Origin of the sequence: Affinundibacterium baiyunense (assembly GCF_018139645.1) — a bacterium.
In the GTDB taxonomy this organism is placed as follows: domain Bacteria; phylum Pseudomonadota; class Gammaproteobacteria; order Burkholderiales; family Burkholderiaceae_D; genus Undibacterium; species Undibacterium baiyunense.
The window spans coordinates 431,507-457,139 of sequence record NZ_JAGSPM010000001.1 but is presented as its reverse complement, the minus strand read 5'-3'; the positions used below and the strand labels follow the sequence as shown (position 1 = coordinate 457,139).

The following is a 25,633-nucleotide window of genomic DNA, read 5'->3' as shown; positions in this document are numbered from 1 at the left end:
ATGGCGATTCACTCCACCGCAATTGTTGATCCCAAAGCGCAGCTTGATTCTAGTGTTGAAGTTGGTGCCTATTCAATTATCGGTCCCAATGTGCGTATTGATGCCGGTACGACGATTGGCCCGCATGTGGTGATTGAAGGTCATACGACGATAGGCAAAGACAATCAGTTTTTCCAATTCTCTTCAATTGGCGCTGCGCCGCAAGATAAGAAATATGCGGGCGAGCCAACATTGTTAGAAATTGGTGATCGCAATGTGGTGCGTGAATTTTGCACATTTAATCTGGGTACGGTGCAAGATGGCGGTGTCACACGCGTGGGTAGTGATAACTGGATTATGGCCTACGTGCACATTGCGCATGATTGTCACGTCGGCAATCGCACGATTTTCGCGAATAATGCGGCTTTGGCCGGCCATGTACATATTGGTGATTGGGTGATTTTGGGCGGATTCTCCAACGTCCATCAATTCTGCAAAATTGGTGCGCACGCGATGGTCGGTATGAGCACGAGTTTGACGCAAGATGTGCCGCCATTTGTGATTTTGAATGGCAATCCCGCCGCTGCACATGGAATTAATATCGAAGGTTTGAAGCGTCGCGGCTTTAGTCGCGAACAGATTTCTGCTATACGCCAGGCTTATAAAACCTTGTACAAATCGGGTTTGACTTTAGACGAAGCGAAAGCCGAATTGGACAAGGAAATTGCCGCACAAACGGCAGAAATCGCTGAACACATTTCTACATTCCGTCAATTTCTCGACACCTCAACGCGCGGTATCGTGCGTTAAGTCGATTCATTAGCACCGCCCCATTATTGTGACTCGTCCTATTATTTCTATGGTCGCCGGAGAAACCTCTGGCGATATGCTGGCAGCCCGCTTATTGTCGGGCCTGCGTCCGCAATTACCCGATTCTTTGATGCATGGAATCGGTGGTAAGCACATGGCGGAGTACGGATTTCAAAGCGATTATCCTATGGAGAAGCTGTCGGTCCGCGGCTTGTTCGAAGTGTTAATGCACTATCGCGAAATTTCCGGGATACGCAAACAATTAATGGCGCAGTTGTTGGACGAAAAGCCTGAGGTGTTTATCGGTGTTGATGCGCCAGATTTTAATTTGGATTTAGAAGTTCAACTTAAGCGCGCTGGGATTCCGACTATGCATTACATCAGTCCATCAATTTGGGCTTGGCGTGGTGGCCGAATCAAAAAGATCGCAGAAGCGGTTTCGCATATGTTGGTGATCTTTCCGTTTGAAGAAGAGATCTATCGCAAGGCAGGCATTCCCGCGACCTATGTTGGGCATCCTTTGGCGCAAGTGATACCGATGGAGCCGGATGTGGAAGCAGCGCGTGAGGAACTTGGTCTCGAAGCTGACGCACGCGTTGTGACGATTTTGCCGGGTAGTCGTATGTCGGAGATCAAATACAATACGACAGCGTTTATTGCGACGGCAAAATTACTTTTACAACGCGAACCGCATTTGCAATTTTTGGTGCCTATGGTTGGTGCGAAACAACGTGCATATTATTCAGAACTGGTATTGGCCGCGCAATTGGATGAAGTGCCGATTTTGCTAATGGAAGGCAAGTCGCACACGGCGATTGCTGCTGCAGATGTGGTGTTGGTCGCATCGGGAACGGCTTCACTGGAAGTCGCCTTGTTTAAGAAACCGATGGTGATCGCCTATAAGATGATGGCGGCATCTTGGCATGTGTTAAAGCATATGGGCTACCAACCTTGGATAGGATTGCCGAACATCATTGCTGAAGATTTCTTGGTGCCAGAATTTTTGCAATCGGCAGCAACACCGCAAAATATGGCGGATGCTTTGTGGCAGCAACTCAACGATGTCGCTTTGCAAAAACGATTAAAGCTGCGCTTTGCCGATATGCATCAGGATTTGTTGCGTGATACGGCGGGTATCTCTGCACAAGCGGTGCTTAATCTTATTCATAATCGTTAGCTAAAGCTCATATGATTTTCCTCGCAATTACACCGACCGGACTAAAGAATGCATTGCAAGTAATTGACACGAGCATTTCAGCAATTTGGTGTGGTTCAGATGCCATTTCTGAAATTGACTATGAAAACTTAAAAGGTCGCAATGTCTCGCGTTTCAATTATGATCTTGGTGGTGAGACGCGAAATGTAATAAATCGAGCACTTGAGACGATTGAAGAACATCATCCTAACGAAATTATATGGATAGAGAATGTATCTGAGCTTTAAGAGTAAAGTAGGCTGGGAATCGCCAATGACGGTTTCTCTCTTTGTAAATTTTCTGTTGGGGACTATCCAAGCATCTCGGCTTTAGTTCCTGCATTAATTCGCTAAGTTAGCGTAAATAAATAGCGCTCCTTGCAACGAGGATTGCTCGACAATACGCGTTAACAATCTGTAGCCCTAAGTTGCAATTAAATTCAGTAGGAAAGTTTCACCATGTATATCGATTCTCATTGCCATATTAATTTCCCAGAATTAGCAGCGCGTATGCCTGAGCTCTTGCAACGTATGGAAGACAATGGCGTCACCCATGCGTTGTGTGTTTCGGTTGATTTGCCAGATTTTCCGCAAGTTTTGGCGCTTGCTGAGCAGTATTCACATATCTACGCGTCGGTTGGCGTGCATCCTGATTACGAAGATACTGAAGATCCAAGTGCTGAACGTTTAGTTGAGTTGTCGCAGCATCCTAAGATCATTGCGATTGGTGAAACTGGCTTGGATTATTTTCGATTGAAAGGCGATTTAGAATGGCAGCGCGAGCGTTTTCGCCAGCATATTCGCGCTTCACGCTTGAGTCGCAAACCCTTGATTATTCACACGCGTGCAGCGGCGGAAGATACCATACGCATTATGCGCGAAGAGGGCGCAGGTACTGATCAAGGCGGTGTGGCGGGTGTGATGCACTGCTTCACCGAATCTTTAGAGGTGGCACAAGCAGCGGTGGAGATGGGTTTTTATATTTCTTTCTCGGGAATCTTAACTTTCAAGAGTGCAAAAGATTTACAAGCCGTCGCGAAAGCCTTGCCGATTGAGCGAATTTTGATAGAAACGGATTCACCATATCTTGCACCTGCACCGCATCGTGGCAAAATGAATGAACCCGGCTTTGTGAAGCATGTGGGCGAGTTTTTGGCGGATTTAAAAGAGTTACCGCTGAAGCAGGTGCAAGAACAAACCACGAAAAACTTTTTTGATTTGTTTCAATTTGCGCGAGCCCATTGAGGAGCGTGAAATTTCATGCGTCAATTTCAACTAACTAACCAGCTTCGTCAATATAGTCGATTGACTATTTTGTTTTTTTTGTTTCTTTTCTCTCCGTCCATCTGGGCGCAATCATCATCTCCAATATCGTCAACTCCGTCTTCAACATCATTTTCTGAGACAGATGAAATCATTCGGGCAGCAAGATTTGATGACCTACGTACGATTAAACAATTTGCCGAGCAAGATGGCGATGTGAATTTGGCAGAACGTGATCGCGGCGAAACTTTGTTGATGATCAGCGTGCGAGAGCAATCGCAAAAAGTGTTTGACTACTTAATAACGCATCCGAAAATTCAACTCGATCAGCGTTCTAAGAATGGTGATACTGCCATCATGTTGGCCGCCTATCTAGAGCAAAAAGAAACTGTACAACGCTTAATCGAGGCGGGTGCGCAAGTGAATCAAGCTGGTTGGACAGCATTGCATTATGCCGCTGTAGTCGGGCGCCTCGACATTGTTGAAATGCTGATTGCCCGTTTCGCCTACATCGATGCAGAAACGCCCAATAAAACTACGCCATTGATGCTTGCAGCGCGTCGTGGTGAAATAAATGTCGTAAAGTTTTTGATTGCTGAAGGCGCAGATATTTCGCTTAAAAATATGTTGGGTTGGACTGCTTATGATTTTGCCGTCGAATCGGAACGTCGCGATATCGCGGCCTTATTGCAAGACTTGATGCAGGAAAAAGCAAAAGAGCATAAGTAAGCTTGCTAATCGCAAAGCATACTAGTCACGCAGATATTTTTGTATGAGCGCAGTGAAAATATCGAAGGCGAATCAAGCGAAAATCTGAGTCACTCTCTACACCGCGATTTCCATCAAATCACTGCCGACGACAATTTCTCCGTCAAAATAAGGCCGTACCGCGTTCAGCCAAATGCTATCTTCAAGATAAGGATAGCCACCAGGTACAAAATGCGATAGTACGAGTTTCTTGACCTTGGCCTCGCTTGCCACCCGTCCAACTTGTTCTGCCGTGCTATGACTCGCGAGTAGATGTTCTTTTAATCTTGTCGCATTGGGTTCTGTCGCAAGCAATTGATCTAAGGTGGGTGTGTGCATGATTTCATGAACTAGCACGTCAGCATCTTTCGCTAGCTGGACAAGATTTTCTGAGTAAGTCGTATCACCAGAAATCACGATAGATTTTCTTGCATGCTCAAAGCGATAAGCTAGTGCCGACCTAATTGGTGGATGCACGACTTGCGTCGCGGTGACTTTGATCTGCGCATTTTGTAGAACAAGTCCACCATGCTTGAAATGATGTGAAATTTCGTGAGGAACTATCATCGACTTGAGTGGACGGCGACCCTCATCTTGTATACGAGTTTGAATATCAAAATCATTTAAGGCTAAAAATTGCTGAGTCATGCGTTTGATCGGAGCTGGTCCGTAAGTATCAATACGATGATTCAAATCCGCTGCCCATGCTAACAACAGGAGATTTCCATAATCTGCATTGTGGTCGGAATGGTGGTGAGTTAAAAAGACATGGCGCACTGCTGATAATTTCACGCCAGCTTTGACGATTTGCTGTGCAACGCCGTTGCCGCAATCAATAATGTATGCCTCGTCATCGATCAGTATCATTTGCGCTGGCGCTGCGCGATTTTTCTTTGGAGTGGGACCACCCGCGGTACCGAGTAAGATCAGTCGCATCCCTTTTTTCTGTGTTGCGAATGAAGGGGATGCGAGTAGCGTTGCACTTGTGGCGATAGCGGCTTGCTGCAAAAAATAACGGCGAGAGGAGTTCATGGCGCAAAGGATAGTCAGTCGACTTGGATAAAAGATGTGGCTTAGTTTATCTATGTATTAGATGGCTGACAAACTATCTAGCAGCTTTGTGGTAGTTGAACTTTTTTACGTCTTTAAATCGGGGTTTTATCTCTATTTTTTGTCTTTCATCGGATAATACGCGATCTTTATTGGATGTTTGCTTAAGCTTGCCAGCATCTAATCTACGGAGAATACAATGTTAACCAGTCTTTTCTTTATCGCCCGTATCGCTTTTGGTTGGGGAATGGCAGTCCTTATCATTTTGGTAACCTTAACTGAGGTGATCTTTCGCGTAGGTCATTTGAATGGTATTGAGATCTTGCCGCTAGGCGCAGGTTTTTTTGCAATGATAGGCGCGTTTTCGCATATACGACGTGTGCGTTTAATTACGATGGACGTTAATTCTGCAACGCTGTCTAACCGTCAGCGTCGGCAAATAGAAATTCCTTTGGATGCGAACGCGGCATTCGCATTAATTGAAGCGGCAATCAAAGAGTTGCCTGGTGCGGAGCGCGTTGAAAGTGCTGCAGATAGTTTGCAATTGCGCGCAAAAATCAAACGCATTCATCCTTATCACAATGATTTTTTAAGCGAAACAAAACTATTTCAATGGCTGGAAAGCGGTAACAATCAAATTCTGGCGACAGTTTCACCAGGTTCGGAAACCTGTAGCGTTACCTTAATTTGTGAGCCTGATCGTGCTGCATGGACAGATTGGTTCTTAGTTGATAATGGTACCAATTTAGAAAATGCCGAGGCCTTGGGACGTGCGATTTCTCGCCGCATTGCAGATAGTCGTAAACAAGAAAAAGCGAGTGCGCAACAAACTGTGACGGAGAAAGAATTAACCGTCGCCAAACTGAACTTGCTACACGCGCAAGTGGAACCCCATTTTCTGTACAACACGCTCGCCAGTGCGCAATTATTAACGCGTTCAGATCCAGCCAGCGCGGATGTGATGCTTGGAAATTTAATTACTTACTTGCGACATTCATTACCCAAGACAGAAGACGCGCCATCCACGATTGGGGCAGAATTGGAACGTGCCAAGGCTTACCTCGATATTATGAAAATACGTATGGGATCACGTCTTAATTTTCAAATTGAGGTGCCAGAGTATTTAAAGCCAGTTTTGTTTCCCACTATGATGATGCAAACCTTGGTTGAAAATGCGATTAAGCATGGTTTGGAACCGAAGACCGGTGGAGGCACGATTTGGATTTTAGCGCGTGCGCATGAGAATAATGTGGCAGTGACGATCGCCGATGACGGGCGTGGTTTTAGTGCAGAAGGTGCGGGAACAGGTATTGGCTTAAGAAATGTACGAGAACGTCTGCGTTTAGCTTACGGCAATAACGCTAATTTTCACATCGTAGCGAATTTCCCTAGCGGTGTAGCGGCAACGATTACAGTGCCGACTAGCTTTCTGCAAGGAGAATAAAATGCCTAAATGTGTCGTTGCTGAAGACGAAAGTCTATTACGTGAGGCTTTGCTTGAACAGTTGAATAAAGCATGGCCCAATTTGGAAATAGTCGCGGCGTGTGATGATGGTGCTAGCGCGTTGGAGGCTATTGTTGAGAATCAACCTGATGTCGCCTTTTTAGATATTCGAATGCCTGGATTAACGGGTATAGAAATCGCGGAAGCCATGAAAGTAACTAGCCCACATACACAGATTGTATTTGTTACCGCGTATGACCAGTACGCGATTGATGCGTTTGATAAAGGGGCGGTTGATTATTTATTGAAACCAGTCACGTACGATCGTTTATCTGCCACCGTGCAAAGACTACAAACTCGTGCGATGAAAGATTTGAATGCGGTAGCGAACCTATTGCAACAATTAAATCTTGGTGGCAATAAGAGTTTGCAAGCTGCATTTCAAGGCACACAAAAGAACGAGCCTTTGGTATGGTTGACCGCTAGCTCCGGTGCAGAAACCAAATTGATCATGGTCGACGATGTGGCTTACTTTAAAGCCGATAATAAATACACGGTCGTGATGACTGCCGAAGGCGAATCCTTATTGCGCAAACCTATACGCGAATTGCTGGAATTACTCGATGCGAATATTTTTAAGCAAATTCATCGCTCCACCATCGTTAATTTAAAAGCCATTTCTTCCATTGCGCGCGATGATACGGGCAAAGGGATCGTCAAGTTGAAAACGCGACCTGAGACGCTCACCGTTAGTCAGCCCTTCATGGTTTTATTCCGCAATATGTGAGGTCACTATGCATGCTTCAGTGAATTCTGCTCCTGTATTTGACCGTGGGCAGTGGCGACGTGCCGCCCTGAGTTTTCTTGCCTTATCAGCGGCCGTTCCCGTTGATGTGTTAGAAGAGCGCGATCAGCAGGGCGTTTATCGTTTTATGCGAGGTCGTCATAAATATTATGGCATCGGCTCTTTAGTCATCTTCTTCGCACTCTTTTCTGGTTATGGCATGGGACACATGCTTGCGACCATGAGTACTATTTCTGCTTGGGGCGCGGTTACGGCTGGAATTATTTGGGCCGTATTCCAATGGTGTTTAGAAAGGCAAATGCTGATTAGTATTCGCGCGGATGCAGCGTGGTGGAAGAAGCTATTTGGCTTGAGCTGGCGCGGCTTGTTAGCCTTGTTATCGGCATCGACCATGGTGTATCCATTTTTTGTTGAAAGTAATCGTGCCGAGATTGATGTCAAAGTAGGCGAGATGGCGCGCACTCGTTTGATTGATAATGTGCAGTCAGCCCAACTGGCGGTTGGGTTGCCGGCTTTGCGTCAAGATGCAACTAGGGTGGAAGGTGCGATCAAGCAAGTCGATGTAGCCCTTGCTAGCGAGCCACCTGATTTGGCTGCTTATCGACAACGTGCCAAACAGTGTTGGCAAACATTTGCGAAAACTGATCTTGCTATACAACGTCAATTGCGTCCCTTATTGTCGCAAAAAAATGCGGCTGCACCTGATGCCTTATTAGATGCAAAAATCGATGCTTTAAACCAAAAACTAAATACTGCAAAAGCGCCATGTCAAAATGCTGATAGCCTAGTAATGACCAAACTATTGGATTGGAAACAGCAAAAAAACGCAGAAAAGAAAGTACTGCTTAACGAGCAAAAACAAGTGCAAAGTCACATCGCAGAAGCTAAGCAAAAAGAAATCTCACTAAGCGAATCACAAGAGAAAAAAATTACACTCGCAGCACAATCAGGCTTCGCTGCCGATTTTGCAGCAGTCGCAGATTTAGTGCGGAATGATGCTAATCGCCGCTTTCAACTGATTTGGTGGTTGACTTGGTTTTTCGCGATTGAAATGGTGGCGATTTTGGTGAAGTTTACTTCAACCACCGATGTGGATCTACGATTCAATAGTATGGAGGTCGCAGCGCAAGAGCAAATCAGCGCGCAGTTACAAATCCAACAGGAACAAATTGCGACTCAGCGATTACAAGCCAGTGTGCAGGCGAAAGGTGAGCAAGGTGTTTGGTTGGAAGATGATGGGCAAATGGCGCAAGCACGTTTGCGATTGGAGCAAGAGTTGGAAACCCAGTTGCATCGCCAGTTAAGCGAACTCGATATGGGATTGCGTTTGAATGTCGAGGCATTGACATTGCATTTGTCGCAGTTAGACGCCATTCAGCAGTTGAAAAATAACTCGATGGTGTTGAATGCGGGCAGTGTTGATCCGAGGATAGAAAATATGGTGCAAGAAACAATTGCGAAGATATTGGATAGCCTGGCGGGTTTTCAAGGATCAACAATCAAAGTTTAGTGATGACCGACATCTTGTTTGTCATTCCCGCGAAGGCGGGAATCTAGCGACTTTATCCTAAACGGAATTACGACACTGGGTTCCCGCCTTCGCGGGAACGACAGCAAAAAATAATTTAAGATTGAAGTGAGACTGTTTCAATCTAGTTCTTCATAAACCCAAACAAAACATCCAACACCGCATCAGCCTGTTCACTCATCATCGAATGTCCACAGTTTTCAATGATGTGAATTTGTTTATTGCTGATTGCATTAGATAGCAAAGTACTGGCTTTGACTGGAGTCATCATGTCCTGACGCGCTAATAAAAACAGCGTCGGGCATTGTACTTTTTTCGCGGCTTCTTCACCGTTCAAATACGTATTGCAAGCAGTAAAGTCGTTGAAAAAAACTTGATCTGGATTGATCGAGGAGATTCGTTGCATTAAGCGCATACTGCCATTCATGACTGAGAACCCAGGACCTGGGCAAGACGGCTTATGTGTACTACTGCTATGAGAGAAAATATTCACCATATCAATCGCTGATTGCTCATCATGCTGTGCTGAAAACAATAATGCGTCCGAAACCTTCATCGGAAATGCGGTACCGAGCAGGGCGAGTTTTTGTATGCGCTCGGGTGCAATGCTTGCGGCTTCTAAAGCAATCAATGAACCCATACTGTGACCAGCCACATAGGCTTGTTGGACGCCACTGAGCTCTATCAATTCTAATAGCCAATGTGCGAGCTTCTCCACGCTGCTTAATGCTGGCCCTGCACTGCGGCCATGACCTGGCAGATCAATCGCCAGCACACTAAAACCGTGATGAGCTAAATAGCGCGATTGCATTGCCCAAACCGAGTGATCGTTTTGTGCACCATGTACTAAGATGATGGTTGGTAAATTCGGATTGAAGGCTTTGCCACCTGTGTACGCATACACTTCTTTATTCAGTATCGTCAGATGCATCTTATTTGCCTTTCTGTGCCATTTTTAAACCACGTGCGAGATCTTCTATCAGATCATCGACATTTTCTAATCCGACAGAAAGACGGATCGTACCTTCGCTGATGCCAGATGCAGCCAATTGCTCGGCGGGTACGCGGAAGTGTGTGGTGGAAGCTGGATGAATCACCAAAGATTTCGCGTCGCCCACATTTGCTAGATGCGAGAAAACTTTTAAAGATTCGACAAAGCGCTGACCCGCGGCACGATCGCTTTTGATATTGAAACTAAAGACCGAACCACAACCTTTCGGCAGTAAGGTTTTGGCGAGTGCATAATCGGGATGGGATTCTAATTCTGGAAATGCGATGCTATCAATCGCAGCATGCGAAGATAAGAATTCAACCACCTTGCGTGTATTGGCAACGTGTCTATCCATACGCAATCCCAGCGTTTCTATGCCTTGCAAAATTGCGAAGGCATTATGTGGACTCATGCAAGCACCAAAGTCACGCAGACCTTCACGCCGGGCTCTTAATGAAAATGCGCCGACCGTCGATTCTTCGCTAAATACCATGCCATGAAATCCCTCGTAAGGTTCACACAACTCTGCGAAGCGACCTGTTTTTTCATAGGCTGCTTGCCAGTCGAATGTGCCGCCATCGACTAAGACGCCGCCAATTGCGGTGCCATGTCCGCACAAAAATTTGGTCGCCGAGTGATAGACCAAATCCGCGCCGTGTTCAAATGGGCGTAATAGGTAAGGCGTGGTGAAAGTAGAATCGAGCATGAGTGGTAGGTGGTTTTCATGTGCGATTTCTGCGATGGCGGGAATGTTGAACACATCCAAACCTGGATTGCCTAAAGTCTCGCCGAAGAAAACTTTGGTATTCGGGCGTATCGCATTCTGCCAAGCATCAAGATCGCGTGGATCGACAAAAGTCGTTTCTATCCCAAAACGTTTCATGGTGTAAGCCAACAAATTATGCGAACCACCATATAGCGCGCGTGAAGCAACGATGTGCGAGCCAGCACCAGCAATTGTCGATAATCCAAGATGTAGCGCTGCTTGCCCACTGGCGACAGCAATGCCAGCGACACCGCCTTCTAGCGCAGCCATGCGTTCTTCTAAGACCGCATTGGTCGGATTGGTGATGCGGCTATAAACATGGCCAGCTCGTTCCATATTGAATAAAGAAGCCGCATGATCAGAGTCTTTAAATTCAAATGAAGAGGTGAAATAAATAGGTGTTGCTCGTGCTCCTGTGGCTGGATCGGCTACAGCGCCGGCATGCAATGACATGGTGTCAAAGCCTGGGTATTTTGGACCGCTCATAAACTGGTATTCTCCCTAATTGGATGCCGACATCCTACGCACTTGGCATGTTTTTGAAAAGACTTGACTTAGCTTTCAATTTCGTCAAGCCACAGATCCCGTAACATCTTGCAATAAATCAAAAATACTTGTTCATTATCACTAGATTTTTCTGGGGGCTTGCGATACATTAGATGAAAGAAAGCAAAGACTGCGCTGCTTCATGATGTGTGTTTGACAGTATGTAAGACGTAATGCCTTATCAGATCGGAGGAATAAAATGAAAGTTTCTGAAATTCTGCAAGTGAAGGGAAATATTCTCTTTACCATTACGCCTGATACTCCGATGAAAGAAGCGGTGAGCTTTATGGAAGAAAAAGACATCGGCTCTTTGATCGTCATGGAGTTCGGTGATCTGGTGGGGATGTTGACCTTCCGAGAAGTAATACGTGCGGTGCATAAAAATGGTGGTGCGCTTGGCGACGGTACAGTACGCAAATATATGGATGACCACCCAATGACGGTAACCCCTGAGACCGAAGTGAATGAAGTACGTCGTATGATGTTGGAGAAACATTCACGTTATCTGCCAGTAATGGATGCAAAGACCTTGATGGGCGTGATTTCGTTTTATGACGTTGCGCGTGCCGTATTAGAAGCACAAAGTTTTGAGAATAAAATGTTGAAAGCCTACATCCGCGACTGGCCTGTTGAGGATGAAAAAGAACAGTCATAAATAGTGCGAAACCCACGATGCGAATTGTGGGTTTTTTTTTGCCTATTTATTTTACGAGAGGATGATTTGATACAGAAAATTTTGAGAAAGACTATGTTGAGTTAGGTTGAGTTAGGAATAGTACTAAGTAGCATGGCTGAGTTGAGTGAATTTTTGAGTGAATATCAGTTTGAAAAATCCATAAAAATAAGGAGAAGCATATGCAGGTAGCCATCATCGGTGCTGGTTTAGCTGGATTAACCGCAGCCCGTCAATGTCAGGCACAAGGACATCATGTCACTGTGTATGAAAAAAGTCGTGGCGTCAGCGGACGTATGAGTACACGACAAACCGAACTCGGTGGCTTTGATCACGGTGCGCAATATTTCACCACGAGTTCAGATCGTTTCAAAAAAGAAGTCGCTGATTGGCGTAAATTGGAATGGGTAGTGCCTTGGGAAAGTAAGTTAGTGAATCTCGATCATGGAAAAACAAGCGCTGTCGGCACAAGTACACAACGTTTTGTGCCTGTGCCTGGCATGAGTTCGCTCGGCAAACAATTAGCACACGGATTAGATGTGCGCCTAGAGCAGCAGGTGCTTGCATTAGAGGCACATGGTGATCAGTGGATCTTGTCGGTTAAAACCGAGGACATCCCAGTTGCTGCATCAGCTGGTCCATTCGATGCGGTGATTATGGCGACTCCACCAGAACAGGCCTCCGCGTTATTGAAAGACCATGCAAGTTTTAGTAAAACAGTCGCGGGCGTGCATTTGCAGCCTTGCTGGGTATTGATGCTGGGTTTCCAACATCCTTTAAATCTCGATTACGATGGTGCATGGGTGGCGAATTCTCGCCTGGGATGGATTGCTCGCGATACGTCTAAGCCTGATCATCGCGCTGGCGAGCGTTGGGTCTGCCACGCCACTGCCGCTTGGAGTATTGAGCATTTAGAAGATGATCATGAGCGTGCGAAAGAAAAGTTATCTAAGGCTTTTCATGAGGCGACCGGGTCACCAATTCAAGCCATTCATGCAGTCACACATCGTTGGCGCTATGCGCAGGCCGATTCGCCTTTGTCTGAATCATTTTTGTGGGATGCGAAGGCGAAAATTGGGGTGTGTGGTGATTGGTTTGCTGCTGGGTTGGAGGGAGGTGGGCGAGTGGAGAATGCGTTTTTGAGTGGTTTGGGGTTGGCGCAGGAAATTGGGTAATTGTGGTGGATTGTTGATGTCGGTGGGCACGTTTTGTGCCCACGCGTGAATCTCTCTTCTTATTTGTGAGCGAGCCCCTGCATTTTATCTTCTATATTTACTATCACAAAAACTCATCATTCACCGGTCGGTGGTAGACCGACAGCTACTTACTTTCTTTGCTTCGCCAAAGAAAGTAAGCAAAGAAAGGCGACCACGCTGCCACTGCCCTTCGGGTTCCCAATTGTGCAAGACAAAAAATGGGAAAGCTTCGAAACTCGCTGCGCTCAGACAACGAAGCTTTCTTTATCCATTTTCTGTCTTGCACAATTGGCAGTGTCAGAAGTGGTTGAAGGTCAAAAGCAAAGTCAAAAGCAGCGATTATCTGCTGCTAATAGAAAAATGCAAGCTGGTAGATTACGTTGCATCTCTCAGCTAAGCCTAGTTGCATGTATCGTCATTCCCGCAAAGGCGGGGATCCAGTGGCGTAAAAGTCTAACGTCACTGGATCCCTGCCTGCGCATGGATGATGTCTCAATCTTTCTAGCCTGATTGAACGCGATTGCAATTGATATTGTTTGTTTCGATGTTGCTTTTGACTTTGCTTTTGATTTCGCCTTACCCCGTTTGAGACGATGTAATTTGTGCTTCACAGAAAATGGATAAGAAAGTGTTGTTGTTTGAGCGAAGCGAGTTTCAACACTTTCCCATTTTTTGTGATGCACAAATTATGCTGAAGCGCAGCGTAAGCACCCCAACGGGGCGAGTCTACGGTCGCCTTTTTTGGATTACCTTTTTTGGCGAAGCAAAAAAGGTAATTGGCTGTCGGGCCACACCCGACCAGCAGACGCTGATTAACAAAAGCGGTAATCAGGAGAAAAAAGGGAGGAAACCTTAAAGCTTCCTCCCTCCACAAAACCTCAAACAAAAATCAAATAACTCTTATTCCTCACGACGCAAATGCGGGAACAAAATCACATCACGAATATTAGGTGAATCCGTAATCAACATCATCAAACGATCAATCCCGATACCGCAACCACCGGTCGGTGGCAAGCCGTATTCCAGCGCACGGATATAATCCGCATCGTAATACATCGCTTCTTCATCGCCTGCGTCTTTCGCGGCTACTTGTGCCATGAAGCGCGCTGCTTGGTCTTCTGCATCATTCAATTCTGAGAAGCCATTGGCGATTTCACGACCTGTCATGAACAACTCAAAACGTTCTGTAATGCCAGCAACTGTATCCGATGCGCGTGCTAATGGAGAAACTTCCGCTGGGTAGTCGATGATGTAAGTCGGTTCCCACAATTGTGCTTCGGCAGTCTCTTCAAACAAGGCTAATTGCAGTGCGCCTAAGCCTGCTGTCGCGAATGGTTTGACGCCAAACTTCAACAATTCAGTTTTGATAAACTCTGCATCGTTCAATTGTTCTGTAGTGTAATGCGGTGCATATTTATTGATCGCACCGACGATCGTCAAACGTTGAAAAGGTTTGGATAAATCTAATTCTTTACCTTGGTAAGTCAATACCGCAGTGCCGTGTGCATCGATCGCTGCTTTGCGAATGACGGACTCGGTGAAGTCCATTAACCATTTGTAGTCGACATACGCGGCGTAGAATTCCATCATGGTGAATTCTGGATTGTGACGTGGAGATACACCTTCATTACGGAAGTTACGATTGACTTCAAATACGCGATCAAAACCGCCAACAACCAAACGTTTTAAGTACAGCTCTGGTGCGATACGCAAGTACATTTCCATGTCTAGCGCATTGTGATGTGTGATGAACGGTTTGGCCGCTGCGCCACCTGGAATCACATGCAACATAGGCGTTTCAACTTCCATAAAATCATGGCTATTCATGAAGCTACGGATGGAATTCATTGCCGCAGTGCGCGCTTTAAATGTGCGACGTGTTTCTTCGCTCATGATCAAGTCAACATAACGCTGACGGTATTTGGTTTCTTGATTCGACAAGCCGTGGAACTTGTCTGGAAGAGGGCGCAAAGATTTAGTCAGTAAACGCAACTTCGTTACCTTGACGGTCAACTCGTCTGTCTTGGTCTTAAACAAAACACCTTCGATGCCGAGAATGTCGCCTAAATCATAATGACGGAAGGCTTCCATTTCTGCTTCGCCTGTTTTGTCTGTCGTCACGTACAACTGAATGCGGCCATCGGCTTTCAAACCAGACGCATCTTGCAAAGTGGCGAAGGCGGCTTTTTTGCCCGCTTCACGTTTGAGCATCATACGACCAGCAACAACGACTTCCACATTTTGCGCTTCTAAGTCTTCACGGCTCACATCACCATACTGCGCCTGCAAATCTGCTGCCTTATGCTGTGGACGGAAATCGTTAGGGAAGGCGACGCCTTTCGCACGAATCGCATCGAGCTTGGCACGACGCTCAGCGATGATCGAATTTTCGTCTTGTGGCAATTCTGCTGCTGGATTTTGTTGGTCGGACATGATTGTTCTCTAAAGTGAAATTTTGATTCTTTAATAATGTAATCGGAAATGTGCGTGTAGAAATTCAATTATAGGGATGCAGCACAAGGCGCCAAGCACAGCAATACGTCGGTATTGCGAGCATTGGCAACGCCGTGATGCGCCCTAGAATTGGATTTGTGTGTACACATTTTATACGCCTTGCTTGAGCGACGCCGCGATGAATCCGTCTAAATCGCCATCTAGTACCGCCTTGGTATTACCCATCTCGTAGTTGGTACGCAAATCTTTAATGCGAGATTGATCCAATACGTAGGAGCGAATTTGATGACCCCAGCCGACATCGGTCTTGGTGTCTTCTAAGTTTTGCTTCTCACTCATGCGTTTGCGCAATTCGAGTTCAAACAATTTCGCTTTCAACATTTCCCATGCTTCAGCGCGGTTACGATGTTGACTACGATCGTTTTGACATTGCACCACGATGCCTGATGGTGCGTGGGTTAAACGTACCGCGGAATCGGTTTTATTGATGTGCTGACCACCAGCACCTGATGCGCGGTAAGTATCAACGCGTACATCGGCAGGGTTGATATCGATCTCAAACGACTCATCGACTTCAGGATACACGAACAAACTGGAGAATGAGGTGTGGCGACCATTGGCAGAATCAAATGGCGACTTACGGACTAAGCGATGCACGCCTGTTTCCGTGCGCAGGAAACCATACGCATATTCGCCTTCCACTTTGAGTGTCGCGGTCTTAATGCCTGCAACCTCACCGTCAGATTGTTCCAAAATTTCGACCTTAAAGCCTTTGCGTTCGCAATAACGTAAATACTGACGCAATAACATGGATGCCCAATCTTGTGCTTCGGTACCGCCCGCGCCCGCTTGAATATCGATAAAGCAGTTGTTTGGATCCATAGGGTTATTAAACATCCGACGGAACTCCATGCCTTCGACTAACTCTTTGAGATGTGCTGCATCGGCTTCGATTGCTTCTAAGGTGTCTTCATCACCTTCTTCACGCGCCAAACTAAAGATTTCACTCGCATCTTTTAAATCGGCATCAATCTTGATTAAGGTGTGGACGATGGCTTCTAAGGATTTCTTTTCCTTGCCAAGTTCCTGCGCACGCTTGGGATCTTCCCAGACTTTGGGGTCTTCTAATTCACCGTTAACTTGTTCGAGTTTCTCTGACTTGATATCGAAGTCAAAGATACCTCCGAAGTTCGGCTTCACGATTAGTTAAGTCGATGAGCAGGTTGGCAATACTATTGACGCGTTCGGCTTCCATTTGGGATTCTTCTAGTCGGATAAATAAACCCTAAATTATACCCCAGTGTGGTCTGAACTTGCGATTTGGCAGGCTAATGACATGCAATTTAATGCAATTCGTTCCTCACCGCTCTTTATCCTGGAGCATGTTTGGATTGCAATTTATCAAACTCGGCAATTGCTGCGAAAGCGAACGTTGATTTAATTAATGGAAGCAAGAATGAGCCACACTTTGTGTGACTCACAAAAATCTACCAAACAGATTTAGAAACGGTAGGTTTTGCTTGACGATGGCTTTCAAACCAAGCGCTCAATTTGGTTTTGAAGCAAGTCGGACAAATGTGGAATTGTGTTTGTGTTGATTGACCGCCATTAGGAAACGACTCTTCCTCTTCCAGTTGTATTGTCGTCATCTTTTTTTCTGGTTCGGCACTCGACCAGTTTTCATCCCAATGTGATTCGGCTCCGCAGACGTCACATGTTAATTTATCAAAAACCTCTTCGGTATGTTCCAAAATTAATACGGTTTTCATGTGCTTCATGGCGACTCTCCTTATTTTTAGGGCAAGTGAGACTAGAGAAACTCAGGCAATATCAGAGGAAAAATTTTCCATCAAGAAATTGTAGCGCGAGTTTGTGCGCCAACCTTGAGAAATTTGCTGCGCTGTTGTTTATGAAGATTGATTACCCATGTTGTGCCGTATTGCTTACAACATGGGTGATAACACAAATTAACGTCGACCTGATTTGGCAGGTGCTTTTTTAGGTTTAGCTGGATTGTATGACAAGCCAGATTTAGTGCTTGCTGGCGCAACCTTAGCTGCCAAACGATTTGCAGAGTTTTTGCCAAATGTATTTAATTTTGGTGCAACGCCGCGTTTGACAGGAACCACGCCGGTATTGACCAAGTTTGCCACAATAGGTGCACGTGACGGTATTAAATGCCGTTCACTACTACCAATCAAATCGCCACGTCCCATGCGTAGCAAGCCTTCTTTCACGATCTCATAATTTTCTGGTGCGTGGTAACGCAACAGCGCTTTATGAAATTTGCGTATCTTGCCTGAGCGTGCCGTTTCAACGACTTCAGAATCTGCAGTGATTTTTTTGAGCGGATTTTTACGTGTGTGGTACATCGTGGTTGCCAAGGCCATCGGCGTTGGCATGAAGGTTTGTACCTGATCTAGTTTGAAATCATTTTTCTTCAACCATAAGGCCAAATTCACCATGTCTTCATCGGTTGTGCCCGGATGGGCTGCGATGAAGTAGGGGATCAAGTATTGTTCTTTGCCTGCTTCTTTTGAATACTTATGGAACATCGCCTTAAACTCGTCATACGCACCAATGCCCGGCTTCATCATTTTTGACAAAGTATTGGATTCTGTATGTTCAGGTGCAATTTTGAGCAAGCCACCGACATGGTGCGTGACCAGTTCTTTCACGTATTCAGGAGAGCGTACCGCTAGATCGTAGCGCAAGCCTGAACTGATCAAAATTTTCTTCACCCCGGGGATGGCACGTGCTTTGCGGTAGAGCGAAATGAGTTTGCTATGATCGGTATTCAGGTTACTGCAAATGCCGGGATAAACGCAAGACAGGCGGCGGCAAGATTCTTCAATCTTTTTGTCTTTGCATGCAAGTCGATACATATTCGCCGTCGGGCCACCAAGATCAGAAATCGTTCCCGTGAAGCCCTTGGTTTTGTCGCGAATTTCTTCGATCTCACGTAGGATAGAAGGCTCTGATCGACTTTGAATAATGCGACCTTCGTGTTCGGTAATTGAACAGAAAGTACAGCCACCAAAACATCCGCGCATGATATTGATTGAAAAGCGTATCATCTCCCATGCTGGGATGCGCGCTTTACCGTAACTTGGATGCGGTGCTCGTGCATAGGCGCGGTCATAAACGCCATCCATTTCGTCCATCGCTAATGGTAACGGTGGTGGATTGATCCATACGTCACGATCACCGTGCGCTTGTGACAAGGCTTTAGCATTGCCCGGATTCGCCTCAAGATGAAACACACGCGATGCGTGAGCATACATAACAGGATCATCTTTCACAGCCTCGAATGAAGGCAAGCGTATCACGGTGTTGTTATGCTTATTGCGTAGCATCGCTTGGCGCTCTTCGCGACTCATAATGCGAATTGCTTGCTGTTTGACGACGTCAGCTTCTGCGGTGTTAGAAGTACTTTCTCCTGCGCCAGATACTTGTCCGGTCGCACACTTTGCATCCTTCTCCGGCATCATTTCATAAGGATTGGTATGCGCTTCAATTTTGCCTGGCGTATCAATTTTGATCGATTGAATCTCGGACCATTCGGGGCTAGGCAGCCAGTTAGACGGTGTCATGAAGGCCGTGCCACGCAGGTCACGAATGGATTTGATTGGCTCACCAGCTGCCAGTCGATGGGTTAAATCCACAATCGCACGTTCTGCGTTACCGAATAACAGCATATCTGCTTTGGAGTCAGGCAAGACCGAGCGCTTTACTTTGTCTGACCAATAGTCGTAGTGCGCGATCCGGCGCAAACTGGCTTCAATACTACCAATCACGACATTTACTTCAGGGAATGCCTCGCGTGCTCTTTGTGCGTAGACAACAACTGCGCGATCTGGACGTTTATTCGGATCACCATCGGGAGTGTAGGCATCCTCTGAACGAATTTTGCGATCTGCTGTGTAGCGATTTACCATCGAATCCATATTTCCAGCTGTAATGCCGAAATACAGATTGGGGCGACCTAAGGTACGAAAATCTTCCGCGGAATGCCAATCAGGTTGACTAATAATGCCGACGCGGAAGCCTTGTTGCTCAAGTAGACGGCCTACCAGCGCCATGCCGAAACTCGGATGGTCAATATAGGCATCGCCAGTAATTAGAATGACGTCGCAACTATCCCAGCCAAGCGCATCCATTTCGGCGCGTGACATTGGAAGGAAAGGAGCAGCATGCTTGCCGCCCACATCGGGGCGATAGCGCGGTGAGGCGAAGAGATTTTTCGGTGCAGGATTCATGGGCGTGATTTTACCTGAATCCTTCGTTCTTCGCCCGTTAGTTCAAAACGATGCAAGTTGTAAGCCCTTGTTTTTGAAGATGATTGTTAGTGGGTGTGAGCTTGATGTGAATATATTTCATTTGATGCAAGTCGGTTCGTGCCATAGCGGTTAAAATCGTGATAATTTGGGTGCGAAATAAAAAATTTGCTTCAACTTTCATTTGCTTTAGAAATTGGTTTGACGAGCTAAATGTCCCGAATTTATTGTTAGAACCGTATTAAAAATGAGGAATAGAATGCCTTCACATCAATTGGTGTACAGAAAAAAATTATCGTTTATCGTCTTGTTAGCTGCCATCGGTTTGTCTGCTTGCGCGACCAAGTCAGAACCCGCAAAAAATAAATCTGAGAGACCAAGTGCTGAAGCTGGGTTTGATTCAAAAGTCGGTGCTGCAATGACCTCGCCTTTGAGTGATTTAAATATTGTAAAGTCAGATATTCCTGAGGTCTTGATCAATGCAAGAAAAGCACCTTACCTGATCGTGCCCGGTGCTGAATGCGCATGGTATCAAACCGAAATTGATCGCTTGAATTCTGTGTTAGGCCCCGATTTAGATGCTGCAAAAGTTGATGCTGACGGTAATATTGTCGAGCGTGAACTTGGTAACGCGACAATCAACGCACTGAAGAGTTTTACGGAAGGATTTGTACCATTTCGTTCTTGGGTGCGACGTTTAACTGGTGCGGATAGTCACGCGCGCGAGGTCGCTGCTGCTGGTATGGCTGGTATCGTGCGACGTTCATATTTGAAAGGCGTTGCGCAGGCCAAATCTTGTTCAAGTCAGCCTCAGCAAGAAAGTTCTGTAACGAAGTAAATTCCTCTATCTCAAAGAATTAGGGAACAATCTTCGATTTACTGGTTCAAATCCTCGTACTGATTTTTAACAATAATTAGCTTATGCAAAGAGACACTCCGATGTTTAAAAAGTTTTTGCTTGGTCTTAGTTTTATCGCTTGTAGTTTAGTTGGCTCAATTGGTATAGCGCATGCGGCGCAAAACAAGAGCTCTGTTGCGAAAGTAAGTAATTTAGAGAGTAATACCGCGACCAATTTGGAAAAATCTGTTGTAAAGGTATTTTCTACCATACGTGGTCCTGATCCGTTTAAGCCTTGGGGCAAGGCATCGCCGCAAGATGTAACCGGATCTGGTGTGGTGATTGAGGGTAAGCGCATTTTGACGAATGCACATGTCGTCGAATACGCCAGCCAAGTGCAGATACAAACTGGACAGGAAGGCGATAAAGTTCCTGCCACGGTTGTCGCGATATCGCGCGCAATGGATCTGGCGATTTTAAAGCTCGATGATGAGAAATTTTTTGATAGCCACGCTGCCGTTGCTCGTAGCAATAAATTGCCTGAAGTGACCGATGCAGTATTTGCGTATGGTTACCCTACAGGTGGAAATTCATTGTCGATCACCAAGGGCATTGTTTCTCGTATTGAGTTCGTTGATTACGATGGAAGCACAGGTGGATTGCGTATTCAAATTGATGCGGCCATTAATCCAGGCAATAGCGGCGGTCCTGTTATCGCCGGCGATAAGATGATTGGTTTGGCATTCTCAGGTTTAATGCATGCACAAAATATTGGCTACATTATTCCTAATGAAGAGATAGAAATTTTCCTCAAAGATATCGCAGATAAAAAATACGATGGAAAACCATCCTTGCTCGATATCACGCAGACCCTAGAAAATCCTACTGTACGTGAGTATTTGAAACTAGATAAAAGTGTTGAGGGTTGTATCATCCATAAGCCTTACGATCAATCTGCGACATCAATTCTGAAAGAGTGGGACGTGATTACGCACATCGGTGATACCGCAATTGATAACCAATGCATGGTCAGAATTAAGCCAAGTGTGCGGGTCATGTTTAAGTACAAAGTTCAACAAGCAGCAAACAACGGCAAGGTGGCGTTAAAAATCATTCGCGGCGGACAACCTATGAATGTACAAGCGCCGGTGCATATTGGTCGTCCTCACTTGATTGGCGATTTGCAAGGTGGTTATCCGTCTTATTTTATTTTTGGGCCAATCGTATTTTCACGCGCTACGGTTGAGTACATGAGTTTCTTGAGTAATAACGCGCCCGCGATTAATGGTTATGCATACAATGCAAGCCCGCTGATTACCTTACGAGGTGAAAAGCCAAGTACAGATCGTGAAGAGTTAGTCGTGATTAGCTCGCCATTTTTTCCACATAAGCTTGTGACTGGCTATAGCAATCGATTTGGTTCAGTGGTGTATTCGATTAATGGAATACCAGTGAAAAGTTTAAAGCACTTGGTCGCGCTGTTACGTGACATGCAAGATGATTTGATCGTAATTCATTATGATCAACGCTATGGAGAAACAATGGTGCTGCCACGCAAAGCGATGCTCGCTGAAACGGAGGCGGTGTTATCCGACAATGGAATTCGATCGCAGGGTTCGCCAGACATGATGGCAATTTGGAATGCGAAATAAAACGAGGATTGAAAGTGAAGCGGCCGAACTAACTGCTGGCTTATAAATTGTGAGTGATAAAAGAAGCGCATCAGATTTTGATGCGCTTCTTTTATTATTGGTGTCTGTTGTTTGGAATTAGTCGAATCGTAGATCGACTAAAAAATAGCGTGGAATCTTAAATTGACGCCCTAGATTTTCTGGTGGCACATTGGCGTTGATTAAGTCGGGGTATTGCGTTGATTTGCCTTTTGATTGATAAGGCATGGTGAACGCAATAATACTCTGGCTTTGATTGATTGGGAAACCAACTTCGTTAGCGCCAGCTTGAAAGCTTTTCAGAGCGAAATCTTTCTGGTCTGCGCCGAGTGCGATTTCTTTCGTAACACCGAATCCCAAGAAGCGAAAATCAAATTTGGCTTTGCCGTTCGGTGTTTTTTGTACGAGCACATTAAAGTGAAACTCTTGCTCTTTGAGTTTGAAATATTCATCTTCTTTTGAATCAAAAATTTCATAAGTTTTGATCAGCTTGCCGTTCGCGAAATCGCGAATAACAATCTTAAAATCTTTGCCCCATAAGTGCGTGCCTGTAAACTTCACTTTTTGATAGTTGATACCTTGGAAACGCAAGACATTCATTAAGTCTTCATTTTCTACACCATCAATCGTGCTTAGCTTGATGTTGGATTGTGCACTGGCGATGGATATCGGCAATAACAAGCTGGCGATTAGGGCGATGATTTTGTACATGATAATTTCCATTCAAAATAAGAGCGTCGTTTATCCCAAATGTGGATCAAACTAGCTGGCGAAGAATCTTATCATTTACATTAAATTACTCAAGCGAGATATTGAAATAAAATCGTTTACTTTAGGTTTTACTTAAATTAATATAGGTATTAATGATATTTAAGCTTTGCTATTAGGGGGCAGTATATGAGTTCAAATCAACAACAGCTTTCGTTAAAGACCAGTAAATTCAGTATTTTTATTAAGGTGATCGCGTTTGTTTTGGTTCTTAATTTAATCGCGGATCGCGCTATGCAGTTATTGCCAGCCTTTAGCTTAGGCGGAAATTTCAATATAGAAAATACGCTGATGTTGTCGCTGCGTTTGCCTTATTTTTGGACAGGATTACTTGTGCCGATCGTCTATGTTTGCGCATTGTGGGCTGCTGCAGATTTTTTAAAGCGGTTTGAACAGAGCAAATCTTTTGACGCAGGCTTACTCAAAAGTTTGCAACTAATTGGCGCCAATTTAATGTATGCCGCAATGGCAGCGATTTTATTTGTACCCACGATCGAAGCGTGGATTAATCAAGGTGAGCGCGGTTTAAAAACGAATTGGGATGTTGAAGCTGTCACTATCGGCATGGTCGGATTGATTTTGAAATACGTTGCACAGCGCGCGCAGAATTTGCAAGCTCAGGTCGATAGTTTTGTCTAGATTGCAAAGTGCGTGACGATGCCGATTCGAGTTAACTTAGATGTCATGTTAGCGCGCCGAAAAATGCGCGCAAAACAATTGGCCGAGCAAATTGGTCTCTCAGAAACACAGTTGTCGATGCTACGTACCGAAAAAGTACGTGGCATACGGTTTGATACGCTGGCTAAGATTTGTTTGGTGTTGGATTGCAAGCCCGCCGATATTCTTGACTATGAAGTGGATCCTGCTGATTTGTATTTGGCGGATGAGGGCTAAGCTTGCTCCACATGTTCCACTAATAACTGTACTTTGGTGACACCATTGTATTCATTCGCATCAAGTCGAAATGCCACTCGAATACGCTCGCCAAAACTCTCTGTATGTCCAAACCAAATCGCATCATAGCGAACACCATTTTTTTCTAGCACCATTTTTAAGTGACGCTCTTTTAAAATGCGTTGCGAAACTAATTTGAACTCATCACAGAAAATAGGAGGAGCAAAGCCTTGGCCCCATACTTGACTATCAAGCAGCTCAATAAAATCAGTGGTGTAATACGCATCTTCTAAAACTCCATCGGTTTCAATAATGCGCTCTAATTGTTCCTGGCGTAACCAGGATTTACCAACAGCTTCAAAGGCAGATTGAAACGCTGCGAAATCGTCGGCACGAATCGTCAAACCAGCAGCCATCGCGTGTCCACCAAATTTTTGAATCAAGCTGGGCGCATGTTTGGACACTAAATCGAGCGCATCGCGTAAATGAAAGCCTGGAATTGAGCGACCCGAACCTTTAATTAAGCCTTCATCGCCCGGGGCGAAAGTGATGGTCGGCCGAAAGAATTTATCTTTAAGTCTTGAGGCAACGATGCCAATGACACCCTGATGCCACGATTCGTCAAATACAGTAATCGTGTGAGTGTCTTGCGCTTGAAAATCATCTAAATGAAGCAGAGCGACGTCTTGCATTTCACGTTCAATATCTTTGCGGTCAGCATTGATGCTGTTGAGTTCTTGAGCGATCTGCCAAGCGCGAACTTCATCATCAGTAGTTAAACATTCAATGCCAAGTGCCATATCTGCCAAGCGACCCGCAGCGTTTAAGCGAGGACCAACTGCAAAGCCTAGATCAAACGGACTTGCCAAGCGTGGCTCTCGTCCAGCGACGCGAAACAATGCGGCGATTCCAGCGTGCATGCGTCCTGCACGCATACGCTTTAAGCCTTGCGCAACCAAAATACGATTGTTTGGATCTAGCTTGACTACGTCAGCAACGGTGCCAAGCGCAACCAAATCCAACAAAGTGTCTAATTTAGGCTGATTCTGCTGATCAAATGCGCCGCGTTTTCTTAGTTCAGCACGCAATGCCAACAGCACGTAAAACATGACACCAACCCCTGCCAAATTCTTGCTAGAAAAATCGCAAAATGGCTGGTTCGGATTCACAATCACACTCGCTTGTGGCAAAGTGTCAGCGGGTAAATGATGATCGGTTACGAGAACTTGTATGCCTCTTGCGTTCGCGGCGGCGACCCCATCGATACTCGCGATGCCATTGTCCACTGTAACAATAATGTCGGGTGATTTCTCACGAGCGGTGAGTTCAACGATTTCTGGTGTTAAACCGTAACCATACTCGAAACGATTGGGAACGATGTAATCTACTTCTGCGCCCAACATGCGTAGGCCACGCAAGCCGACCGCACAAGCCGTCGCGCCATCACAGTCATAATCCGCCACAATCACGAGTTTCTTTTTGGCGGTAATGGCATCTGCTAAAAAGTTCGCCGCTTTCTCATTATTTAATAAGCGATTTGGTGGAATTAACGCAGGTAAGTCGGTGAGTAATTCATCTGCACTTACAATGCCACGCGCCGCAAATAGGCGTGCTAATACTGGATGCAAACCACTTTGCTTTAATAATTCTGCTTGACGAAAAGCGTAGGGGCGAGTGCTGATGCGTGTCATATCAAGTGTGCTTCAATATTGAATTTGTGGACTGTGCTGATGTGTAGGT

Annotated in this window: 24 protein-coding genes; 15 read left to right on the top strand and 9 right to left on the bottom strand. The window is 45.5% G+C overall.

Annotation, left to right across the window (positions count from 1 at the left end; genetic code table 11):
- From lpxA to KDM92_RS01930, 5 genes are all read left to right on the top strand, one after another.
- Entirely contained in the window at positions 1-789 is a 789-nt protein-coding gene (gene lpxA, locus KDM92_RS01950) for an acyl-ACP--UDP-N-acetylglucosamine O-acyltransferase (protein ID WP_212673679.1), read from the top strand.
- A 28-nt stretch (positions 790-817) separates the two neighbouring features.
- Positions 818-1,966, top strand: coding sequence for a lipid-A-disaccharide synthase (gene lpxB / locus KDM92_RS01945; RefSeq protein WP_329603114.1), 1,149 nt, complete (start codon positions 818-820; stop codon positions 1,964-1,966).
- Positions 1,967-1,977: 11 nt separating this feature from the next.
- Positions 1,978-2,232: a hypothetical protein gene (locus KDM92_RS01940; protein WP_212682772.1), complete on the top strand. Its 255-nt coding sequence runs from the start codon at positions 1,978-1,980 to the stop codon at positions 2,230-2,232.
- A gap of 210 nt (positions 2,233-2,442) precedes the next feature.
- Positions 2,443-3,228 carry a TatD family hydrolase gene (locus KDM92_RS01935; protein WP_212682771.1) on the top strand — a complete coding sequence of 262 codons (786 nt, stop codon included), beginning with the start codon at positions 2,443-2,445 and terminating at the stop codon, positions 3,226-3,228.
- Between the two features lie 15 nt (positions 3,229-3,243).
- Positions 3,244-3,975, top strand: a complete 732-nt coding sequence (locus KDM92_RS01930; protein WP_212682770.1) for an ankyrin repeat domain-containing protein — start codon at positions 3,244-3,246, stop codon at positions 3,973-3,975.
- Between the two features lie 96 nt (positions 3,976-4,071).
- Here the strand turns inward: KDM92_RS01930 and KDM92_RS01925 are convergent, their stop codons facing one another.
- Positions 4,072-5,025 (bottom strand): MBL fold metallo-hydrolase, encoded by a 954-nt coding sequence (locus tag KDM92_RS01925; protein ID WP_212682769.1) that lies wholly within the window; start codon positions 5,023-5,025, stop codon positions 4,072-4,074.
- A gap of 217 nt (positions 5,026-5,242) precedes the next feature.
- Between KDM92_RS01925 and KDM92_RS01920 the strand changes: the two genes are divergently transcribed.
- From KDM92_RS01920 to KDM92_RS01910, 3 genes are read left to right on the top strand one after another with little or no spacing between them, the layout of a single operon-like run.
- Positions 5,243-6,487 (top strand): sensor histidine kinase, encoded by a 1,245-nt coding sequence (locus KDM92_RS01920; RefSeq protein WP_212682768.1) that lies wholly within the window; start codon positions 5,243-5,245, stop codon positions 6,485-6,487.
- Position 6,488: 1 nt separating this feature from the next.
- Complete coding sequence (locus KDM92_RS01915; protein WP_212682767.1) at positions 6,489-7,274, top strand: LytR/AlgR family response regulator transcription factor; 786 nt, start codon at positions 6,489-6,491, stop codon at positions 7,272-7,274.
- A 7-nt stretch (positions 7,275-7,281) separates the two neighbouring features.
- Positions 7,282-8,802, top strand: coding sequence for a DUF4407 domain-containing protein (locus KDM92_RS01910; protein ID WP_212682766.1), 1,521 nt, complete (start codon positions 7,282-7,284; stop codon positions 8,800-8,802).
- 142 nt (positions 8,803-8,944) lie between these two features.
- Here the strand turns inward: KDM92_RS01910 and KDM92_RS01905 are convergent, their stop codons facing one another.
- Both KDM92_RS01905 and KDM92_RS01900 read right to left on the bottom strand, forming a co-directional pair.
- Entirely contained in the window at positions 8,945-9,751 is an 807-nt protein-coding gene (locus tag KDM92_RS01905; RefSeq protein ID WP_212682765.1) for an alpha/beta fold hydrolase, read from the bottom strand.
- A gap of 1 nt (position 9,752) precedes the next feature.
- On the bottom strand, positions 9,753-11,063 hold the full coding sequence (locus KDM92_RS01900) for an O-acetylhomoserine aminocarboxypropyltransferase (RefSeq protein ID WP_212682764.1): 1,311 nt from the start codon (positions 11,061-11,063) through the stop codon (positions 9,753-9,755).
- Positions 11,064-11,322: 259 nt separating this feature from the next.
- On the opposite strand from KDM92_RS01900, the gene KDM92_RS01895 reads away from it, so the two are divergent.
- The 3 genes from KDM92_RS01895 (at position 11,323) to KDM92_RS01885 (ending at position 13,848) form a co-directional block, all read left to right on the top strand.
- Positions 11,323-11,778, top strand: coding sequence for a CBS domain-containing protein (locus KDM92_RS01895; RefSeq protein ID WP_189344221.1), 456 nt, complete (start codon positions 11,323-11,325; stop codon positions 11,776-11,778).
- A gap of 200 nt (positions 11,779-11,978) precedes the next feature.
- Complete coding sequence (locus tag KDM92_RS01890) at positions 11,979-12,971, top strand: NAD(P)/FAD-dependent oxidoreductase (RefSeq protein ID WP_212682763.1); 993 nt, start codon at positions 11,979-11,981, stop codon at positions 12,969-12,971.
- A gap of 637 nt (positions 12,972-13,608) precedes the next feature.
- Positions 13,609-13,848, top strand: coding sequence for a hypothetical protein (locus KDM92_RS01885; RefSeq protein ID WP_212682762.1), 240 nt, complete (start codon positions 13,609-13,611; stop codon positions 13,846-13,848).
- A gap of 44 nt (positions 13,849-13,892) precedes the next feature.
- Here KDM92_RS01885 and lysS read toward each other — a convergent pair whose 3' ends face one another.
- The 4 genes from lysS to KDM92_RS01865 all read right to left on the bottom strand — a co-directional run bounded on the left by lysS (position 13,893) and on the right by KDM92_RS01865 (position 19,621).
- Entirely contained in the window at positions 13,893-15,425 is a 1,533-nt protein-coding gene (gene lysS, locus KDM92_RS01880) for a lysine--tRNA ligase (protein ID WP_212682761.1), read from the bottom strand.
- A gap of 171 nt (positions 15,426-15,596) precedes the next feature.
- Positions 15,597-16,701 (bottom strand): peptide chain release factor 2 gene (gene prfB / locus KDM92_RS01875; protein ID WP_212682760.1). Its coding sequence is split into 2 segments (ribosomal slippage): positions 15,597-16,619 and positions 16,621-16,701, totalling 1,104 coding nucleotides; the frame shifts between segments, so codons are not numbered across the junction.
- A gap of 232 nt (positions 16,702-16,933) precedes the next feature.
- Entirely contained in the window at positions 16,934-17,224 is a 291-nt protein-coding gene (locus KDM92_RS01870) for a hypothetical protein (protein ID WP_212682759.1), read from the bottom strand.
- 189 nt (positions 17,225-17,413) lie between these two features.
- The gene (locus KDM92_RS01865) at positions 17,414-19,621 is read right to left on the bottom strand and encodes a YgiQ family radical SAM protein (protein ID WP_212682988.1); all 2,208 of its coding nucleotides are present in this window, start codon (positions 19,619-19,621) and stop codon (positions 17,414-17,416) included.
- Positions 19,622-19,982: 361 nt separating this feature from the next.
- Between KDM92_RS01865 and KDM92_RS01860 the strand changes: the two genes are divergently transcribed.
- Together KDM92_RS01860 and KDM92_RS01855 are read left to right on the top strand one after the other, a co-directional pair.
- Entirely contained in the window at positions 19,983-20,561 is a 579-nt protein-coding gene (locus KDM92_RS01860) for a hypothetical protein (RefSeq protein ID WP_212682758.1), read from the top strand.
- A 101-nt stretch (positions 20,562-20,662) separates the two neighbouring features.
- The gene (locus KDM92_RS01855) at positions 20,663-22,213 is read left to right on the top strand and encodes a S1C family serine protease (RefSeq protein ID WP_212682757.1); all 1,551 of its coding nucleotides are present in this window, start codon (positions 20,663-20,665) and stop codon (positions 22,211-22,213) included.
- A 117-nt stretch (positions 22,214-22,330) separates the two neighbouring features.
- Here the strand turns inward: KDM92_RS01855 and KDM92_RS01850 are convergent, their stop codons facing one another.
- The gene (locus KDM92_RS01850; RefSeq protein ID WP_212682756.1) at positions 22,331-22,942 is read right to left on the bottom strand and encodes a hypothetical protein; all 612 of its coding nucleotides are present in this window, start codon (positions 22,940-22,942) and stop codon (positions 22,331-22,333) included.
- A 186-nt stretch (positions 22,943-23,128) separates the two neighbouring features.
- On the opposite strand from KDM92_RS01850, the gene KDM92_RS01845 reads away from it, so the two are divergent.
- Positions 23,129-23,638, top strand: coding sequence for a hypothetical protein (locus KDM92_RS01845; RefSeq protein ID WP_212682755.1), 510 nt, complete (start codon positions 23,129-23,131; stop codon positions 23,636-23,638).
- An 18-nt stretch (positions 23,639-23,656) separates the two neighbouring features.
- A complete protein-coding gene (locus tag KDM92_RS01840) occupies positions 23,657-23,893 on the top strand; it encodes a helix-turn-helix domain-containing protein (protein WP_212682987.1) in 237 nt (78 codons plus the stop codon).
- On the opposite strand, the gene recJ is transcribed toward KDM92_RS01840, so the two are convergent.
- On the bottom strand, positions 23,890-25,584 hold the full coding sequence (recJ, locus tag KDM92_RS01835) for a single-stranded-DNA-specific exonuclease RecJ (RefSeq protein ID WP_212682754.1): 1,695 nt from the start codon (positions 25,582-25,584) through the stop codon (positions 23,890-23,892). The genes KDM92_RS01840 and recJ overlap by 4 nt on opposite strands.
- Between the last annotated feature and the right edge of the window lie 49 nt (positions 25,585-25,633).

Excerpts from the sequence above, each read along its gene's own strand:
- lysS (WP_212682761.1), bottom strand. The coding sequence starts at position 15,425 with ATGTCCGACCAACAAAATCCAGCAGCAGAATTGCCACAAGACGAAAAT.
- KDM92_RS01850 (WP_212682756.1), bottom strand. The coding sequence starts at position 22,942 with ATGTACAAAATCATCGCCCTAATCGCCAGCTTGTTATTGCCGATATCC.
- KDM92_RS01905 (WP_212682765.1), bottom strand. The coding sequence starts at position 9,751 with ATGCATCTGACGATACTGAATAAAGAAGTGTATGCGTACACAGGTGGC.
- KDM92_RS01940 (WP_212682772.1), top strand. The coding sequence starts at position 1,978 with ATGATTTTCCTCGCAATTACACCGACCGGACTAAAGAATGCATTGCAA.
- KDM92_RS01885 (WP_212682762.1), top strand. The coding sequence starts at position 13,609 with ATGGATAAGAAAGTGTTGTTGTTTGAGCGAAGCGAGTTTCAACACTTT.
- KDM92_RS01845 (WP_212682755.1), top strand. The coding sequence starts at position 23,129 with ATGAGTTCAAATCAACAACAGCTTTCGTTAAAGACCAGTAAATTCAGT.
- KDM92_RS01900 (WP_212682764.1), bottom strand. The coding sequence starts at position 11,063 with ATGAGCGGTCCAAAATACCCAGGCTTTGACACCATGTCATTGCATGCC.
- KDM92_RS01925 (WP_212682769.1), bottom strand. The coding sequence starts at position 5,025 with ATGAACTCCTCTCGCCGTTATTTTTTGCAGCAAGCCGCTATCGCCACA.
- KDM92_RS01865 (WP_212682988.1), bottom strand. The coding sequence starts at position 19,621 with ATGTCACGCGCCGAAATGGATGCGCTTGGCTGGGATAGTTGCGACGTC.
- KDM92_RS01910 (WP_212682766.1), top strand. The coding sequence starts at position 7,282 with ATGCATGCTTCAGTGAATTCTGCTCCTGTATTTGACCGTGGGCAGTGG.
- KDM92_RS01930 (WP_212682770.1), top strand. The coding sequence starts at position 3,244 with ATGCGTCAATTTCAACTAACTAACCAGCTTCGTCAATATAGTCGATTG.
- KDM92_RS01920 (WP_212682768.1), top strand. The coding sequence starts at position 5,243 with ATGTTAACCAGTCTTTTCTTTATCGCCCGTATCGCTTTTGGTTGGGGA.
- KDM92_RS01890 (WP_212682763.1), top strand. The coding sequence starts at position 11,979 with ATGCAGGTAGCCATCATCGGTGCTGGTTTAGCTGGATTAACCGCAGCC.
- KDM92_RS01855 (WP_212682757.1), top strand. The coding sequence starts at position 20,663 with ATGTTTAAAAAGTTTTTGCTTGGTCTTAGTTTTATCGCTTGTAGTTTA.
- KDM92_RS01915 (WP_212682767.1), top strand. The coding sequence starts at position 6,489 with ATGCCTAAATGTGTCGTTGCTGAAGACGAAAGTCTATTACGTGAGGCT.
- recJ (WP_212682754.1), bottom strand. The coding sequence starts at position 25,584 with ATGACACGCATCAGCACTCGCCCCTACGCTTTTCGTCAAGCAGAATTA.
- KDM92_RS01860 (WP_212682758.1), top strand. The coding sequence starts at position 19,983 with ATGCCTTCACATCAATTGGTGTACAGAAAAAAATTATCGTTTATCGTC.
- KDM92_RS01840 (WP_212682987.1), top strand. The coding sequence starts at position 23,657 with ATGCCGATTCGAGTTAACTTAGATGTCATGTTAGCGCGCCGAAAAATG.
- lpxA (WP_212673679.1), top strand. The coding sequence starts at position 1 with ATGGCGATTCACTCCACCGCAATTGTTGATCCCAAAGCGCAGCTTGAT.
- KDM92_RS01935 (WP_212682771.1), top strand. The coding sequence starts at position 2,443 with ATGTATATCGATTCTCATTGCCATATTAATTTCCCAGAATTAGCAGCG.
- KDM92_RS01895 (WP_189344221.1), top strand. The coding sequence starts at position 11,323 with ATGAAAGTTTCTGAAATTCTGCAAGTGAAGGGAAATATTCTCTTTACC.
- KDM92_RS01870 (WP_212682759.1), bottom strand. The coding sequence starts at position 17,224 with ATGAAGCACATGAAAACCGTATTAATTTTGGAACATACCGAAGAGGTT.